Genomic DNA, 17,542 nt, shown 5'->3' with positions numbered 1-17,542 from the left:
GATTTGAAATGGGAAAACTAGCATTTCTTTTTCCGGGCCAAGGTTCACAGGCAGTTGGAATGGGTAAACAGTTAGCAGAGAATAATAAAGAGGTTGCAAATGTATTTGCAAAAGCAGATGAAGTGTTGCAAGATTCACTTTCAGAAGTGATTTTTGAAGGGCCGCAGGAAAAGCTTACGTTAACGACAAATGCGCAACCGGCTTTATTAACAACGAGTTTTGCTATTTTGACAGCTTTAAAAGAGTATGATATTACACCAGACTTTGTCGCAGGGCATAGTTTAGGTGAGTATAGCGCTCTTGTAGCAGCGGGTGCATTAACTTTTGAGGATGCAGTATATGCTGTAAGGAAACGTGGGGAATATATGGAAGAAGCTGTTCCTGGCGGAGAAGGTGCAATGGCGGCTATTTTAGGTGCTGATCCACATATGCTGAAACAAGTTACAGAAGAGGTAACAGGTGAAGGGTATGCAGTACAAATCGCTAATATGAATAGTACGAAGCAAATTGTGATTTCTGGAACAAAGCAAGGGGTCGAGATTGCTTCTCAAAGAGCGAAAGAAAATGGTGCAAAGAGAGCGATTCCGCTTAAAGTAAGTGGACCGTTCCACTCTGCGCTTATGAAGCCAGCAGCGGAGAAATTCCAAAGTGTCTTAAATGAAATTACAATTCAAGATACGAATATTCCGGTAATCGCAAATGTAACAGCAGACGTTATTACGAGTGGTGCGCATATTCAAGAAAAGCTAATCGAACAGCTCTATTCGCCTGTCTTATGGTACCCATCCATTGAATATATGGTGAATCAAGGGGTCGATACATTTATTGAAATTGGACCTGGGAAAGTACTTGCTGGACTTATGAAGTCAATTGATTCATCAGTGAAAGCATACGCGATATACGATGAAGAGACATTAAAAGATACCATTTCAAATTTGAGAGGAGAAAACTGATGTTAAAAGGGAAAGTAGCATTAGTAACGGGCGCTTCACGTGGAATTGGTCGTGCGATTGCGATTGATTTAGCGAAACAAGGGGCAAATGTGGTAGTAAATTATGCCGGTAATGAGCAAAAGGCAAATGAAGTAGTTGATGAAATAAAGAACTTAGGTTCGGATGCCATTGCAGTAAGAGCAGATGTTGCAAATGCTGAAGACGTTACAAATATGGTGAAACAAACTGTAGATGTATTTGGACAAGTTGATATTCTTGTTAATAATGCAGGTGTAACAAAAGATAATTTATTAATGCGTATGAAAGAAGAAGAATGGGATACAGTTATTAATACAAACTTAAAAGGTGTATTCTTATGTACGAAGGCAGTATCTCGTTTTATGATGCGTCAACGTCATGGGCGTATTGTTAATATCGCCTCTGTTGTTGGAGTAACGGGTAATCCAGGACAAGCAAACTATGTTGCTGCTAAAGCAGGTGTAATTGGATTAACAAAAACATCAGCAAAAGAGTTAGCGAGCCGCAATATTACTGTAAATGCAATTGCTCCTGGATTTATTGCGACGGATATGACAGACGTATTAGATGAAAATATAAAAGCTGAAATGTTAAAATTAATTCCTGCAGCTCAGTTTGGTGAAGCGCAAGATATCGCAAATGCTGTAACGTTTTTTGCTTCTGATCAAAGCAAATATATTACAGGTCAAACGTTAAATGTTGATGGCGGTATGGTAATGTAATAAAAGAATCGATTTCAACTAGTTTTTTTGGACAATATTTAATATAATATTTGAGGGGAGGTGAATGGAATGGCAGATGTTTTAGAGCGTGTAACAAAAATTATCGTTGATCGTTTAGGAGTAGAAGAAACAGAAGTAGTACCAGCTGCGAGCTTCAAGGAAGATTTAGGAGCAGACTCCCTAGATGTAGTAGAACTTGTAATGCAATTAGAAGACGAATTCGAAATGGAAATTTCTGATGAAGATGCTGAAAAGATTGCTACTGTTGGCGATGCTGTGACTTACATAGAGAGTCATCTATAATGCTTGAATGAAGTCCCGTTTTTTAGCGGGGCTTCTCGGCTTATATCTGGAGGGACCTATGCCGTACCGTAAATATAGAGAAAAAAAATACGAAACAAAATATCGTGAAGCGTTTAAATTATTTCAAGAAAAGATAGGTATTACGTTTACAGATGAAAAATTATTGATTCAAGCATTTACGCATTCATCGTATGTGAATGAGCATCGAAAAAAACCACATGAAGACAATGAGCGTCTCGAATTTCTTGGAGATGCAGTATTGGAACTTACTGTATCGCAGTATCTGTTTCAAAAATATCCGACAATGAGCGAAGGAGAGTTAACAAAACTACGTGCAGCAATTGTATGTGAACCATCTCTTGTTCGTTTTGCAAACGAGTTGTCATTTGGTAGCCTTGTTTTATTAGGCAAAGGTGAGGAAATGACAGGTGGACGTGAACGACCAGCTTTATTAGCGGATGTCTTTGAAGCGTTTATTGGTGCCCTTTATCTTGATCAAGGGCTAGAAACAGTATGGGGCTTCTTAAAAGAAATTGTATACCCTAAAATTAATGAAGGTGCTTTTTCTCATGTGATGGATTATAAGAGTCAATTACAAGAGTTGATTCAGCGTGATGGTAGTGGCAATATTGAGTATCAAATTTTGCAAGAAAAAGGCCCAGCCCACAATCGAGAATTTGTGTCACGTGTTACGTTAAATAACGTGGCTTTAGGACTTGGTAGTGGCAAGTCGAAAAAAGAAGCAGAACAACAAGCTGCTGCAGAAGCGTTGAAAAAGTTAAAAGAACAACTATAAGGAATCCCCCTTTGAATGAGGGGGATTCCTTATGCATAGAATGAAACTTTCTTTTCGTTTGTAAATGAAAGGAAAGGAAATCCGTATAAAAGTTGTTTTTGTATAAATAACATTTATAGCAACGGAGAATAGGAGGAAGGCCTTTCGTGTTTTTAAAAAGATTAGAAATAGCAGGATTTAAGTCTTTTGCTGAACGTGTATCTGTCGATTTCGTCCCAGGTGTAACGTCTGTAGTAGGACCTAATGGAAGCGGGAAAAGTAATATTACGGATGCCATTCGCTGGGTACTTGGTGAACAATCGGCAAAATCATTACGTGGTGCAAAGATGGAAGATATTATTTTTGCAGGTAGTGATACGAGAAGAGCGGTTAATGTTGCTGAAGTAACATTAACTTTAAATAATGAAGATCAACGTTTACCGATTGAATATAATGAGGTGTGTGTAACGCGTCGTGTATCTCGTTCTGGTGATAGTGATTTTTATATTAATAAACAATCATGCAGGTTGAAAGATATTATCGATTTATTTATGGACTCTGGTATGGGAAGAGAAGCTTTTTCGATTATTAGCCAGGGGAAAGTTGAAGAGATTTTAAGTAGTAAATCAGAAGAACGTCGTGGTGTATTTGAAGAAGCGGCGGGAGTGCTGAAATACAAACTTCGTAAAAAGAAAGCTGAAAGTAAATTAGCAGACACACAAGAAAACTTAAATCGTGTACAAGATATAATTCACGAATTAAGTAGTCAAGTAGAACCTTTAGAAAGACAAGCTTCTATTGCAAAGGATTATCTCGAGAAAAAAGAAGAATTAGAGAAAGTAGAAGCAGCGCTTATTGTACATGAAATTGAAGAATTGCATGAGAAATGGGAAGCGCTTCGAAATCAGTTTGGGCATAATAAAAACGAAGAAGCTAAAATGTCAACGCATTTACAAAAAGGTGAAGAAGAGTTAGAGGAATTACGAGGCCAATTACAAGCGGTAGATGAGTCGGTAGATTCCTTGCAAGAAGTACTTTTACTTTCTAGTAAAGAGCTAGAAAAGTTAGAAGGGCAGCGTGAGCTATTAAAAGAGAGAAAGCAAAATGCAACGACGCATTGTGCGCAACTTGAACAGTTAATTGTTGAATTAACAGAGAAAGCTACGAGTTATGATGGTGAAATCGAATCGAGTACAGAAGTGTTGATGCAATTTGTAAATCATGTAAAAGAGTTGGAGACGAAATTGCATGATAATGAGCAATTGCTTGCAACGTTTGCTGACAATTTGGAGGAACAAATTGAGAATTTAAAAGGTGACTATATTGAACTTTTAAATCAACAAGCTAGTCATCGTAATGAGTTATCTATGATTGAAGAACAATCTAAACAACAAAATTCAAAAAATGAACGCCTTGATGAAGAAAATGCGAAATATGTAGAAATGCGTATGGAAATTACAGCGAAAAAGACAAAACTTGTGGAAAGTTATGAACAAGTAAAAGAAAAAGTAGCTGGAATCCTTTCGAATATACAAAAGACAGAAGCGGCACTTGGGAAATGCAAGGCGCAGTATAGTGAAAATGAAACAAAACTGTATCAAGCGTATCAATTTGTACAACAGGCACGTTCTCGAAAAGAAATGCTAGAAGAGATGCAAGAGGACTACTCTGGTTTCTATCAAGGGGTACGTGAAGTGTTAAAAGCTAGAGAAAATAAGTTGCAAGGTATTGAGGGGGCTGTTGCAGAATTGCTAACGGTACCGAAAGAATATGAAATTGCAATGGAAATTGCTCTAGGTGCAGCGATGCAGCATATCGTTGTACAAAACGAAGAACATGCTCGTAATGCAATTGCGTTTTTAAAACAAAATAAACATGGACGAGCAACGTTTTTACCGCAGGCTGTTATGAAAGGTAGATCGTTATCATTTGAGCAATTACGTATTGTAAATCAACATCCATCGTTTGTAGGTGTGGCAGCAGAACTCGTGCAATATAACAATAAATATGAAAATGTAGTTTCCAATTTATTAGGTACTGTTATTGTTGCAAAAGATTTACGCGGGGCGAATGAGTTGGCGAAACAATTGCAATACCGTTATCGCATTGTAACAATCGAAGGTGATGTAGTGAACCCTGGCGGTTCTATGACAGGTGGAGCGGTAAAACAGGCGAAATCATCTTTATTAGGACGTCAACGTGAATTAGAAGAGTGGACGAGCAAGTTAACTGATATGGAAGAAAAAACGACGAAGTTAGAAAACTTTGTTAAAGCAGTAAAACAAGAGATTCAAGAAAAAGAAGTGCAAATACGCGAACTAAGGAAAAGTGTAGAAACAGAGCGTGTAGATGAACAGAAGTTAAGAGAAGAAATTAGTCGCTTAGAATTAGAAGAACATCGTATTAATGATCGTTTATCTATTTACGATTTAGAGATTGAAGGGTTTTTACAAGACCAAGTGAAAATGCAAGGTCGTAAAGAAGAGCTAGAAAAGACTTTAGCGACTCTTCAGGCAGAGATTACGGAATTAGATAGCAAAATCGTAGCCTTGACAAAACAAAAAAGTGAGCAACATTCTTCAAAAGAAAAAGTTCAAAAAGAAATGACCGAGTTAAAAGTGTTGGCAGCTGAAAAACAACAACGCTTATCTAATCAAAAAGAAAAAGTAGAACGATTGACGAAGGAAAAAGAAGAAACGGATGCAACGCTTGTCAAAACAAAAGAGGATTTAGCATTCTTAAAACAAGAAATGACATCGAATTCAAGTGGAGAAGAGCAAATTACGAATATGATTGAGAAGAAAGCATATGATCGTAATCAAACTTCGGAGTTAATTCGCTCTCGTCGAGAACAACGTGTATCGTTACAAGAGAGAGTAGAACAGTTAGAGCGTAATCTGAAAGAAACAACGGGTAAACATAAATACATTCTTGAGATGTTGAAAGATCAAGAAGTAAAAATAAACCGACTTGATGTAGAGTTAGAAAATAGATTACAACATTTACGTGAAACATATACGATTTCATTTGAAGCGGCAAAACTGAAGTATACAATGGTGATGCCTGCTGAGGATGCACGTAAAAAAGTGAAACTAATTAAACTATCCATCGAAGAGCTAGGCACAGTAAACTTAGGGGCAATTGATGAGTATGAGCGTGTAGCGGAGCGTCATACATTCTTACTTGAGCAAAAAGATGATCTAGAAGAAGCAAAAACGACATTGCACCAACTTATTACTGAAATGGATGAAGAAATGAAAAAACGCTTTTCTACTACGTTTGAAGGGATTCGAATGGAGTTTCAATCGGTGTTCTCTGAATTGTTTGGAGGCGGTAGAGCGGATTTAGTCATGACGAATCCAGAGGATTTATTAAATACGGGTATTGATATTGTAGCGCAACCGCCAGGGAAGAAACTGCAAAACTTAGGTTTACTTTCAGGTGGAGAGCGTGCTTTAACGGCAATTGCGCTATTATTTGGTATTTTAAAAGTGCGCCCAGTCCCATTCTGTGTATTAGATGAGGTCGAGGCCGCTCTTGATGAGGCAAACGTTGCCCGTTTTGCCCAGTATTTAAAGAAATTTAGTGATGAGACACAGTTTATTGTAATTACACATAGAAAAGGTACAATGGAAGAGTCTGACGTATTGTACGGTGTAACAATGCAAGAGTCAGGGGTATCTAAACTTGTCTCGGTTCGTTTAGATGATGGGGAAGAACTAGTCGCAAGCAAATAGGAAGGATGGGACAGTATGAGCTTTTTTAAAAAACTAAAAGAAAAAATTTCAAAACAAACGGATACGGTAACAGAGAAGTTTAAACAAGGATTAGAAAAAACGAGAAATTCGTTTGCGGATAAAGTAAATGATTTAGTCTTTCGTTACCGTAAAGTAGATGAAGATTTCTTCGAGGAATTAGAAGAAATCTTAATCGGTGCAGATGTTGGCGTCTCAACAGTAATGGAATTAATTGACCAGCTAAAAGAAGAAGTGCAACGTCGTAATATTCAAGACCCAAGAGAAGTACAAGCTGTTATTTCGGAAAAATTAATAGAAATTTATAAAGGTGACAGCGATTTTACTAATGAAGTTAATATGCAAAAGGATGGCTTGACAGTTGTTTTATTTGTTGGTGTTAATGGTGTAGGTAAAACGACAACAATTGGTAAGATGGCTCATAAGTTTAAATCAGAAGGTAAGTCTGTCTTATTAGCGGCAGGAGATACATTCCGTGCTGGAGCGATTGAACAATTAGAAGTTTGGGGCGATCGCGTTGGGGTAGAAGTGATTAAACAAGGATCAGGATCTGATCCAGCAGCGGTTATGTATGATGCGGTACAAGCTGCAAAAGCACGTAAAGTAGATGTATTACTATGTGATACAGCAGGACGTTTACAAAATAAAGTGAACTTAATGAAAGAGTTAGAGAAAGTAAAGCGTGTAATTGAGCGTGAAGTACCAGGAGCTCCTCATGAAGTATTACTTGTTATTGATGCTACAACGGGACAAAACGGTTTAAGTCAAGCGAAAACATTCCGTGAAGCAACGAATGTCACTGGTATTGTTTTAACGAAGTTAGATGGAACTGCTAAAGGTGGTATTGTATTAGCGATTCGTAACGAAATGGATGTACCGGTGAAATTCGTTGGATTAGGAGAACAAATGGATGATCTGCAACAGTTCAATCCAGAACAATATGTATATGGTTTATTTGCGAACTTAGTAGAAACAGAAGAAGTATAAGTGAAAGGAGCGGTATTTTCCGCTTCTTTTTCTATAAAAAATATGTGATGTTAAGAAAAAAACTTGACACTCTTTTGTACTCCATGTAAACTAATTCATGTAAAGGGAAATCACTTAACAAAGGATGATCCAACATGCTCGAAAAAACAACGAGAATGAACTATTTATTTGATTTTTATCAATCGTTGTTAACGCAAAAACAAAGAAGTTATATGTCGCTTTATTATCTAGATGATTTATCTCTTGGTGAAATTGCGGAAGAATTTGATGTAAGTCGCCAAGCCGTGTATGATAACATTAAACGGACTGAAGCGATGCTTGAAGAATATGAAGAAAAATTAGTATTACTTCAAAAGTTTCAAGAGCGACAGCGACTTGTTGCAAAGCTAAAACAGCTAATCAGCGAAGAAGAGCATGTGAATGAAGAAATGAAACAAGTTGTTGAAGCTATCGAAAAATTAGATTAGGAGGGCGGCAATATGGCATTTGAAGGATTAGCCGACCGACTTCAACAGACGATGCAAAAAATCCGCGGCAAAGGAAAAGTTTCTGAAGCCGATGTGAAAGAAATGATGAGAGAAGTTCGTCTAGCTCTTTTAGAAGCGGACGTTAACTTTAAAGTAGTAAAAGATTTTGTAAAGCGTGTGTCTGAACGTGCTGTCGGACAAGATGTAATGAAAAGTTTGACACCTGGACAACAAGTAATTAAAGTTGTACAGGAAGAACTTACAGAACTTATGGGCGGAGAGCAAAGCAAAATTGCTGTTGCTAATAAGCCACCGACTGTTATTATGATGGTTGGTCTGCAAGGTGCAGGTAAAACAACGACGACAGGTAAACTGGCGAATTTGCTTCGTAAAAAGCATAATCGTAAACCGATGCTTGTTGCAGCGGATATTTACCGTCCTGCAGCGATTAAACAGCTTGAAACATTAGGGAAGCAATTGGACATGCCTGTATTCTCTTTAGGAGATCAAGTAAGTCCTGTTGAAATTGCGAAACAAGCGATTGTAAAAGCGAAAGAAGATCATCATGATTATGTTTTAATTGATACAGCAGGTCGCCTGCATATTGATGAAGAACTAATGGATGAATTAGCGAAAGTGAAAGAAGTTGCGAAACCGGATGAAATTTTCCTTGTTGTCGATGCGATGACAGGACAAGACGCGGTAAATGTTGCACAAAGTTTCCATGAACAGTTAGGTTTAACAGGGGTTGTATTAACGAAATTAGATGGTGATACGCGCGGTGGTGCGGCATTATCTATTAAAGCTGTTACAAATACGCCAATTAAATTTGCTGGTATGGGTGAAAAACTAGATGCAATTGAAGCGTTCCATCCAGAACGTATGGCATCCCGTATTTTAGGGATGGGAGACGTCTTAACATTAATTGAAAAAGCGCAAGCTACAGTTGATGAAGAGAAAGCAAAAGAACTTGAGCAAAAAATGCGTACGCTTTCGTTTACCCTTGACGATTTCCTAGAACAACTTGGACAAGTGCGTCAACTTGGACCGCTAGATGAATTGTTAGGGATGCTTCCTGGTGCAAATAAAATTAAAGGGCTGAAAAATGCACAAGTTGATGAAAAACAAATTGGGCATATTGAGGCAATTATTCGTTCTATGACTAAATTAGAGCGAGAACAACCGGAAATAATCAATGCTAGTCGCAAAAAACGCATTGCCAAAGGTAGCGGTACAACGGTACAAGAAATCAATCGTTTAATCAAGCAATTTGATGATATGAAAAAGATGATGAAAACGATGACTGGAATGCAAAAAGGTAAGAAAAAAGGACTAGGTGGATTGAAGTTTCCATTCATGTAAGGAAAAAAGATGGCTCTGTTAAGAAAAAATACTTTACAAAGCAATAGTCTTTTTGCTAATATAATTATCTGTGTGAAATAAATTCGGAGGTGCTTTATAAATGGCAGTTAAAATTCGTTTAAAACGTATGGGAGCTAAAAAAACTCCTTTCTATCGTGTAGTTGTTGCAGATTCTCGTTCTCCTCGTGACGGACGTTTCATTGAGGAAATCGGTACTTACAATCCGGTTGCTCAACCAGCTGAAGTTAAGATCAACGAAGAAGCAGCATTAAAATGGTTAGGAAATGGTGCTAAACCATCTGATACAGTTCGTAACTTATTCTCTAACCAAGGTATCATGGAGAAATTCCACTTATCTAAACAAGGTAAGTAATTGAGGCAATGACTATGAAGAAGTTAGTCGAGACGATTGTCAAGCCTCTTGTCGATCATCCTGAAGATGTAAAAGTTACACAGGAACTTTACAACGGAGAGATAAAGTATCGATTAACTGTACATCCTGATGATGTTGGAAAAGTCATTGGAAAGCAAGGGAAAGTTGCGAAAGCAATTCGAATGCTCTTGTATTCAGTGGGACATCACAATAGTGAAAAAGTAACACTGGAAATTCAATAAACGTAAAAAGGGCGAGGAGTTATTCCTCTCCCTTTTTTAACATTTAAAGAGAAGTTGCATGTTCCATATGAGAAATGGGGATGCTTAATTTATATAGAAACCAGGGGTGACATACTGTTTATGACAAAATGGTTTAACGTAGGAAAAATTGTAAATACTCATGGCGTAAAAGGAGAAATTCGTGTGGTTTCTCGTACTGACTTTCCAGAAGAGCGATATAAAGTAGGGAATACGTTATACATATCGAATGAAAAAGGTGGAGAGCCTTTCCCAGTAAAGATTACTTCTCATCGTCAACATAAAACATTTGATTTATTGACATTTGAAGGATACGGGAATGTAAATGAAGTAGAACAGTTTAAAGGTTCTCTTTTAAAAGTGCCTGAAGATCAATTAGGTGAACTAGCTGAAGGTGAATACTACTATCATGAAATTATTGGCTGCAATGTTGTAACGGAAGAAGGAGAAGCGTTAGGGACAATAAAAGAAGTTTTATCTCCTGGTGCAAATGATGTTTGGGTAATTAAACGTCCAAAAGGTCAAGATTTGTTAATTCCTTATATTGATGATGTTGTGCTTCAAGTTAACATTGAGAATAAATTAGTAACCATTCATGTAATGGAAGGGCTACTATAATGAAAATTGACATTTTAACATTGTTTCCAGATATGTTTACAGGTGTGTTTGGATCTTCAATTTTAAAGAAAGCACAAGAAAAAGAAGCGGTAGAGCTTCGTGTTGTCAATTTCCGCGATTATACAACGAGTAAGCATAATAGCGTGGATGATTATCCGTATGGTGGTGGTGCTGGGATGGTATTAACTCCTCAGCCTATTTTTGATGCTGTAGAAGATTTAACGAAAGAGACAGAGCGTAAGCCGAGAGTTGTCTTAATGTGTCCGCAGGGTGAAAGATTTACTCAGAAGAAAGCGGAAGAGCTTGCAGAGGAAGAGCATTTAATCTTTGTATGTGGGCATTATGAAGGATATGACGAACGAATTCGTGAACACCTCGTAACAGATGAGATTTCTATTGGTGACTACGTATTAACTGGTGGAGAGTTAGCCTCTATGGTTATTACCGATAGTGTTGTACGTCTCCTACCAGGAGTACTAGGAAATCATGCTTCACAAGTCGAGGATTCGTTTAGTACTGGTTTATTAGAGCACCCTCACTATACACGTCCAGCTGATTTTCGTGGTATGAAAGTGCCGGATGTATTAATGTCAGGAAATCATAAAAATATTGATGAATGGCGACATAAAGAATCACTACGTCGTACATATACACGTAGACCGGATTTATTGGAAGAACGAGAATTGTCTAAGCAAGAAAAGAAATGGTTAGAACAGATTAAAGAAGGCAAATAAGGGCTTGATATATTTTCTATTGCAACAGCCCTAGCAATATGCTATTATAACACTTGTGCTACTGAAATCAGTGGCCGTATTAACGATGTTCCGCTGTAATTTATTTAGACTTTATAAGAGCATCTGTTTAAAGGAGAGAATTTAATATGCAACAATTAATCGCAGAAATTACAAAAGGCCAATTAAAAACTGACCTTCCTTCATTCCGTCCTGGAGACACTTTACGTGTACACGTAAAAGTAGTTGAGGGAACTCGTGAAAGAATTCAGCTTTTCGAAGGTGTTGTAATTAAACGTCGTGGTGGCGGAATTAGTGAAACATTCACAGTTCGTAAGATTTCTTACGGTGTAGGTGTAGAGCGTACATTCCCAGTTCACACGCCAAGAATCGCGAAAATCGAAGTACTTCGCCGTGGTAAAGTACGTCGTGCTAAGTTATACTACTTACGTAACCTTCGCGGTAAAAAAGCACGTATTAAAGAAATTCGATAAGACATGTATGGGAGCTTGTAAATGCACAAGCTCCCTTTTTCCAATCTATATAAAATTTTGATATAATACGAGCAGCTTACATAATCGTGGAGGGGAAAAGCATGAAGAAAGAAAAGAGTTCACTTTGGGAATGGATCAAGGCAATTTTGATAGCTGTTGTATTAGCAGGTGTTATTAGACAGTTTTTCTTTGCACCAATTCTCGTAGATGGAGTATCGATGGCATCTACTTTACATGATCGCGATCGAATGATTGTTAATAAAATTGGTTATCACATAGGAGATCCGAAACGATTTGATATTATTGTATTCCGAGCAACGGAAGATAAAGATTATATTAAGCGTATTATCGGCCTACCAGGCGATGAAATAGAGTATCGTAATGATAAACTATATGTTAACGGAAAGGCTTATGAGGAGCCGTACTTAGACAAGCAGAAGAAACAAATTGCTGACGGACCGCTTACATATGATTTTACTCTTGAAGAAATGACAGGGAAGAAAACTGTTCCAGAAGGTCAATTATTTGTTTTAGGCGATAATCGTCGTTTTAGTAAAGATAGCCGTTCAATTGGTACAATTTCAATGGACCAAGTGATTGGAAAAGCAAATATACTATATTGGCCATTAAAAGATGCTCGTATTGTGAAATAAAAGAAAAAGAAGGTGGCAACATGGTAATTCAATGGTTCCCGGGACATATGGCAAAGGCTAGACGCCAAGTAACAGAAAAATTAAAGTTAATTGATGTTGTAATTGAGCTTGTAGATGCTCGATTACCTTTATCTTCTCGAAATCCGATGATCGATGAGATTATTACACATAAACCGAGGCTTGTTGTTTTAAATAAAGCCGATATGGCAGATGATCGTTTAACAAAGCAATGGATCGCATATTTTAAAGAAAAAGGCCATATGGCAATTTCAATTAACGCACAAGCTGGACAAGGTATGAAGGAAATTGCAGCGGCTTGTAAAGTATTAGTGAAAGAGAAATTTGATAAAATGGTTGCGAAAGGTATTAGACCGAGAGCGATTCGTGCATTAATTGTAGGTATACCGAATGTTGGTAAATCTACGTTGATTAATAAGTTAGCGAAGAAAAATATTGCTAAAACAGGAGATCGTCCTGGTGTGACAACAGCTCAGCAATGGATTAAAGTTGGGAAGGAAATGGAATTACTTGATACACCAGGTATACTATGGCCTAAATTTGAAGACGAATTAGTTGGATTGCGTCTAGCTACGACTGGTGCAATTAAAGATTCTATTTTAAATCTACAAGATGTAGCTGTTTATGCACTACGTTTTATGGAGAAACATTACCCAGAGCGATTAAAAGAGCGTTATAATTTGAATGACATTCCAGAAGATATCGTAGAGTTATTTGATGCGATTGGAAAAAATAGAGGCTGTTTAATGGGCGGCGGAATGATTGATTATGATAAAACATCTGAACTTGTACTTCGTGAGCTTCGTGGTGGCAAACTTGGAAAAATGACGTTTGAAACACCAGAAGAGTTTGCAGAGCAGACAGAAGATGCAGAAAAAGTAGAGGAAGCATAAGACGTGCGTTTGTACGTCTTTTCTTTTTTGTATATAAAGGGAGTGGCATGAATGCAAAAAGTGACGATTCAAGAAGCGGAACATTTACTGAAAGAAATTATGAGTGAAGAGGACGATCGCTTTCAAATATTAATGAAAGATGAACGTAAAGGGGTACAAAAGCTCATTTTGAAGTGGTATAAACAAAAAGAGTTAGCACAAAAGGAAAAAGAAAAATTTCTAGAAATGTCTAAGTATGAAAATGCGTTACGTGAAAAAGGTCTCACATATATCGCAGGTATAGATGAAGTAGGTCGTGGACCGCTAGCTGGGCCTGTTGTGACGGCAGCTGTTGTTCTTCCGGAAGATTTTTATATTCCAGGGTTAAATGATTCGAAAAAGCTGAGTGAGGCGAAGCGAGAGCGTTTTTATGATGAAATTAAAGCAAAAGCAATCGCGATTGGAGTTGGAATTGTATCACCGCAAGTTATTGATGAGATAAATATTTATCAAGCGACGAAACAAGCGATGTTAGATGCTATTGCGAATTTATCTTGTACACCAGAATATTTATTAATTGATGCGATGAAACTTCCTACACCAATTCCGCAAACATCCATCATTAAAGGTGATGCGAAAAGTATTTCCATTTCAGCTGCATCCATTATTGCGAAAGTAACGAGAGATCGTATGATGAAAGAGCTTGGAGAAAAGTATCCAGCATATGGATTTGAACAACATATGGGATATGGTACGAAACAACATTTAGAAGCGATTGAAGTGCATGGCGTATTAGAAGAACATCGAAAATCGTTTGCGCCAATTAAAGATATGATTCAAAAATAAGCTGCGAAAACGCAGCTTATTTTTTATTTTCACATATAAACATTACTATTTTCAAAAAAGAATAAAGCGATTTCAGTTTTCTGACACTTTATTGTAGACAGCGTGCCAATCATCTTATACAATGGCAATGTAATGTTTTTTAAACATTAAAAAACTTTTCGAGTAAAACAGGAAAACAGGGGAGGATGGGACCATGAATATCCATGAGTACCAAGGTAAGGCAGTCCTTAGAAGCTATGGGGTTAGCGTTCCGAACGGGAAGGTTGCATTTACAGTAGAAGAAGCTGTAGAAGCAGCGAAAGAATTAGGAACGGATGTATGTGTAGTAAAAGCACAAATTCACGCTGGTGGACGCGGCAAAGCTGGCGGAGTAAAAGTTGCAAAAAATTTAGATGAAGTTCGTACATATGCAGAGAGCATTTTAGGAACTACACTTGTGACACATCAAACAGGTCCTGAAGGTAAGGAAGTAAAACGCTTACTTATCGAAGAAGGTTGCGATATTAAAAAAGAATATTATGTAGGTCTTGTTTTAGATCGTGCAACTTCTCAAGTTGTTTTAATGGCGTCTGAAGAAGGCGGAACAGAAATTGAAGAAGTAGCAGAAAAAACACCAGAAAAAATCTTTAAAGAATATATTGATCCAGCAGTAGGTTTACAAGGCTTCCAAGCACGCCGAATTGCATTTAACATTAATATTCCAAAAGAGCTTGTAGGACAAGCTGTGAAGTTTATGATGGGCTTATACCGTGCGTTTATCGAAAAAGATTGTTCTATCGCAGAGATTAATCCACTTGTTACAACAGGTGACGGTAAAGTTATGGCATTAGATGCGAAATTAAACTTTGATTCTAACGCTTTATATCGCCATAAAGACATTTTAGAACTTCGTGATCTTGATGAAGAAGATGCAAAAGAAATCGAAGCTTCTAAATATGACTTAAACTACATTCCTTTAGATGGAAATATCGGTTGTATGGTTAATGGTGCAGGTTTAGCGATGGCTACGATGGATATCATTAAACATTACCATGGCGATCCAGCTAACTTCTTAGATGTTGGTGGCGGTGCGACAGCTGAAAAAGTTACAGAAGCATTTAAAATTATCCTTTCTGACAAAAATGTAAAAGGTATCTTCGTTAACATTTTTGGTGGCATTATGAAGTGTGATGTTATTGCAGAAGGTGTTATTGAAGCAACGAAACAAGTAGGTCTTGAATTGCCTTTAGTTGTACGTCTTGAAGGTACAAACGTTGAGTTAGGTAAGAAAATTTTAAATGAGTCTGGCTTAAATATTGTTGCAGCAGAATCTATGGCAGACGGTGCACAAAAAATTGTTTCACTAGTGGGCTAATAGAAAGCGGGGGAGAAAAAATGAGCGTATTAGTTAATAAAGATACAAAAGTTATTGTTCAAGGTATTACAGGTTCTCAAGGATTATTCCACACAAAACAAATGATTGAATACGGTACGAAAATTGTCGGTGGTGTAACGCCAGGTAAAGGTGGCACTGACATTGAAGGTGTACCAGTATTTGATACTGTAGAAGATGCAGTGAAAGCAACAGGCGCCAACGCTTCAGTTGTATACGTTCCACCCGCTTTTGCGGCTGATGCAATTATGGAAGCAGTTGATGCAGAAATTGATTTAGTAGTATGTATTACCGAAGGAATTCCTGTACTAGATATGGTAAACGTAAAGAGATATATGGCTGGTAAACATACACGTTTACTTGGACCGAACTGCCCAGGTGTTATTACGCCTGATGAATGTAAAATCGGTATTATGCCAGGGTACATTCATAAAAAAGGTCATGTAGGTATCGTATCTCGCTCTGGTACATTAACGTATGAGGCTGTACATCAGTTAACACAAGAAGGTATTGGCCAATCTACTGCTGTAGGTATCGGCGGAGACCCAGTTAACGGTACAGACTTTATTGATGCGTTAAAAGCATTTAATGAAGATGAAGAAACACATGCTGTAATTATGATTGGTGAAATCGGTGGTACAGCGGAAGAAGAGGCAGCTGAATGGGTGAAAGCTAATATGACAAAACCTGTTGTAGGCTTCATTGGCGGCCAAACAGCGCCTGCTGGCAAACGTATGGGCCATGCTGGTGCAATCATTTCTGGCGGTAAAGGAACTGCTGCAGAAAAGATTAAAACGATGGAAGCTTGTGGTATTAAAGTAGCGGAAACTCCAGCAGTTATGGGGGAAACGCTAATCTCTGTCTTAAAAGAAAAAGGTCTATTTGAGACTTGTAAAAACTACTAATCTGTTGAAAGACACCTTCTTGCTTGAAGGTGTCTTTTTACAAACTTCTTGTTTACATAATAAAAATTATGGGTAAGGAGAATTGAGATGAAAAGAGAACGATTGTTACATCTTCATTATTTGTTAGCAGACCATTGGAAGGCGATAGAAAGGCTATTACATGTCGATCCAGAATTGAAGGGAATATACACTTTTAATGCAAAACAAATGGAATGTTACACTGGAATATCCTCGAAAAAATCTTCAGAATTAGTAAATTTTCTTCAAAGTTCAAATCTCCCGCAATATATATCTTATTTAAAGAAAAATCGAATTTTTTATATGACAATATGGGATAAAGATTATCCAAAATTATTACGTGAAATACAAGATCCTCCCTTCGTATTATATGGAAAAGGAGAGAAGGATTTTCTCAATAAAGCGAATAAATTAGCGGTTGTTGGAACGAGAGAACCAACTTTATATGGACATGAGAGTTTAGAATTTATTTTACATCCATTATTAGAAAAGGAATGGCTTATTGTCAGTGGATTTGCAAGAGGGATAGATACGATGTCTCATGAGATTACAGTGAGACGGCATTGTCCAACAATTGCGATACTAGGACATGGATTATCGTATATATATCCAAAAGAGAATCGATATTTATATGAAGCGTGGAATGAATATATATTGTTATTAACAGAGTATCCTCCGCACTATGCACCAAAAAAATGGTATTTTCCAAAAAGGAATCGAATTATTAGTGGTATAAGTAAAGGTGTTTTAGTTGTAGAAGCGAAATCGAGAAGTGGAACACTTATTACTGCAGACCTTGCTCTAGAGCAAAATAGAGAGGTATTTGCACTTCCTGGACCTATATTTACAGATAGTGCATCAGGAACAAATCATCTTATTCAACAAGGGGCGAAACTAGTAAGAAATGCAGAAGATATACTAGAAGAGATTTTAAATTAATCTTATATTTTTATGTTTTTATTAAACAATTATTGACAAATGGTAGATAGGCACTGTATGGTATATTCATTCTTGATTGACAAAAACAAGAGAAATCAATA

At 37.3% G+C, this 17,542-nt stretch carries 19 protein-coding genes; all 19 read left to right on the top strand.

Annotated elements, in window-relative coordinates; genetic code table 11:
• The first annotated feature begins 8 nt into the window (after positions 1–8).
• Complete coding sequence (gene fabD, locus ACVWY7_RS10000) at positions 9–953, top strand: ACP S-malonyltransferase (protein ID WP_000516948.1); 945 nt, start codon at positions 9–11, stop codon at positions 951–953.
• Positions 953–1,693 (top strand): 3-oxoacyl-[acyl-carrier-protein] reductase, encoded by a 741-nt coding sequence (fabG, locus tag ACVWY7_RS09995; protein ID WP_000911788.1) that lies wholly within the window; start codon positions 953–955, stop codon positions 1,691–1,693. The genes fabD and fabG overlap by 1 nt, the downstream gene beginning before the upstream one ends.
• Positions 1,694–1,762: 69 nt before the next feature.
• Positions 1,763–1,996 (top strand): acyl carrier protein, encoded by a 234-nt coding sequence (gene acpP / locus ACVWY7_RS09990; protein ID WP_000786062.1) that lies wholly within the window; start codon positions 1,763–1,765, stop codon positions 1,994–1,996.
• Between the two features lie 58 nt (positions 1,997–2,054).
• The gene (gene rncS, locus ACVWY7_RS09985) at positions 2,055–2,792 is read left to right on the top strand and encodes a ribonuclease III (RefSeq protein WP_001146873.1); all 738 of its coding nucleotides are present in this window, start codon (positions 2,055–2,057) and stop codon (positions 2,790–2,792) included.
• A 146-nt stretch (positions 2,793–2,938) separates the two neighbouring features.
• The gene (gene smc / locus ACVWY7_RS09980; protein ID WP_456523767.1) at positions 2,939–6,508 is read left to right on the top strand and encodes a chromosome segregation protein SMC; all 3,570 of its coding nucleotides are present in this window, start codon (positions 2,939–2,941) and stop codon (positions 6,506–6,508) included.
• Between the two features lie 15 nt (positions 6,509–6,523).
• Positions 6,524–7,513 carry a signal recognition particle-docking protein FtsY gene (gene ftsY / locus ACVWY7_RS09975; protein WP_073524647.1) on the top strand — a complete coding sequence of 330 codons (990 nt, stop codon included), beginning with the start codon at positions 6,524–6,526 and terminating at the stop codon, positions 7,511–7,513.
• Positions 7,514–7,647: 134 nt separating this feature from the next.
• Entirely contained in the window at positions 7,648–7,980 is a 333-nt protein-coding gene (locus ACVWY7_RS09970) for a putative DNA-binding protein (RefSeq protein WP_000891062.1), read from the top strand.
• A 12-nt stretch (positions 7,981–7,992) separates the two neighbouring features.
• Positions 7,993–9,342: a signal recognition particle protein gene (gene ffh, locus ACVWY7_RS09965; RefSeq protein ID WP_073524645.1), complete on the top strand. Its 1,350-nt coding sequence runs from the start codon at positions 7,993–7,995 to the stop codon at positions 9,340–9,342.
• Positions 9,343–9,442: 100 nt separating this feature from the next.
• A complete protein-coding gene (gene rpsP, locus ACVWY7_RS09960; RefSeq protein WP_000268750.1) occupies positions 9,443–9,715 on the top strand; it encodes a 30S ribosomal protein S16 in 273 nt (90 codons plus the stop codon).
• A 14-nt stretch (positions 9,716–9,729) separates the two neighbouring features.
• Positions 9,730–9,957, top strand: coding sequence for a KH domain-containing protein (locus ACVWY7_RS09955; protein WP_000737395.1), 228 nt, complete (start codon positions 9,730–9,732; stop codon positions 9,955–9,957).
• 120 nt (positions 9,958–10,077) lie between these two features.
• Complete coding sequence (gene rimM / locus ACVWY7_RS09950) at positions 10,078–10,593, top strand: ribosome maturation factor RimM (RefSeq protein WP_000170268.1); 516 nt, start codon at positions 10,078–10,080, stop codon at positions 10,591–10,593.
• Entirely contained in the window at positions 10,593–11,327 is a 735-nt protein-coding gene (gene trmD / locus ACVWY7_RS09945) for a tRNA (guanosine(37)-N1)-methyltransferase TrmD (protein WP_000686892.1), read from the top strand. Before rimM ends, trmD begins: the two co-directional genes overlap by 1 nt.
• A 146-nt stretch (positions 11,328–11,473) precedes the next feature.
• Positions 11,474–11,818, top strand: coding sequence for a 50S ribosomal protein L19 (rplS, locus tag ACVWY7_RS09940; RefSeq protein ID WP_001186516.1), 345 nt, complete (start codon positions 11,474–11,476; stop codon positions 11,816–11,818).
• 101 nt (positions 11,819–11,919) lie between these two features.
• Positions 11,920–12,471, top strand: a complete 552-nt coding sequence (gene lepB, locus ACVWY7_RS09935) for a signal peptidase I (RefSeq protein ID WP_000711857.1) — start codon at positions 11,920–11,922, stop codon at positions 12,469–12,471.
• Positions 12,472–12,491: 20 nt separating this feature from the next.
• Positions 12,492–13,382, top strand: coding sequence for a ribosome biogenesis GTPase YlqF (gene ylqF, locus ACVWY7_RS09930; RefSeq protein WP_000236695.1), 891 nt, complete (start codon positions 12,492–12,494; stop codon positions 13,380–13,382).
• A gap of 51 nt (positions 13,383–13,433) precedes the next feature.
• Entirely contained in the window at positions 13,434–14,207 is a 774-nt protein-coding gene (rnhB, locus tag ACVWY7_RS09925; protein WP_456523766.1) for a ribonuclease HII, read from the top strand.
• 193 nt (positions 14,208–14,400) lie between these two features.
• Positions 14,401–15,561 (top strand): ADP-forming succinate--CoA ligase subunit beta, encoded by a 1,161-nt coding sequence (gene sucC, locus ACVWY7_RS09920; protein WP_001020785.1) that lies wholly within the window; start codon positions 14,401–14,403, stop codon positions 15,559–15,561.
• Positions 15,562–15,581: 20 nt separating this feature from the next.
• On the top strand, positions 15,582–16,484 hold the full coding sequence (sucD, locus tag ACVWY7_RS09915; protein ID WP_000115178.1) for a succinate--CoA ligase subunit alpha: 903 nt from the start codon (positions 15,582–15,584) through the stop codon (positions 16,482–16,484).
• An 87-nt stretch (positions 16,485–16,571) separates the two neighbouring features.
• A complete protein-coding gene (gene dprA / locus ACVWY7_RS09910) occupies positions 16,572–17,441 on the top strand; it encodes a DNA-processing protein DprA (protein WP_000818035.1) in 870 nt (289 codons plus the stop codon).
• Positions 17,442–17,542: the final 101 nt, after the last annotated feature.

The organism is Bacillus sp. TE9106W, assembly GCF_054062215.1.
The sequence above is the reverse complement of the archived record's forward strand: the minus strand, read 5'-3'. Positions and strand labels throughout refer to the sequence as shown.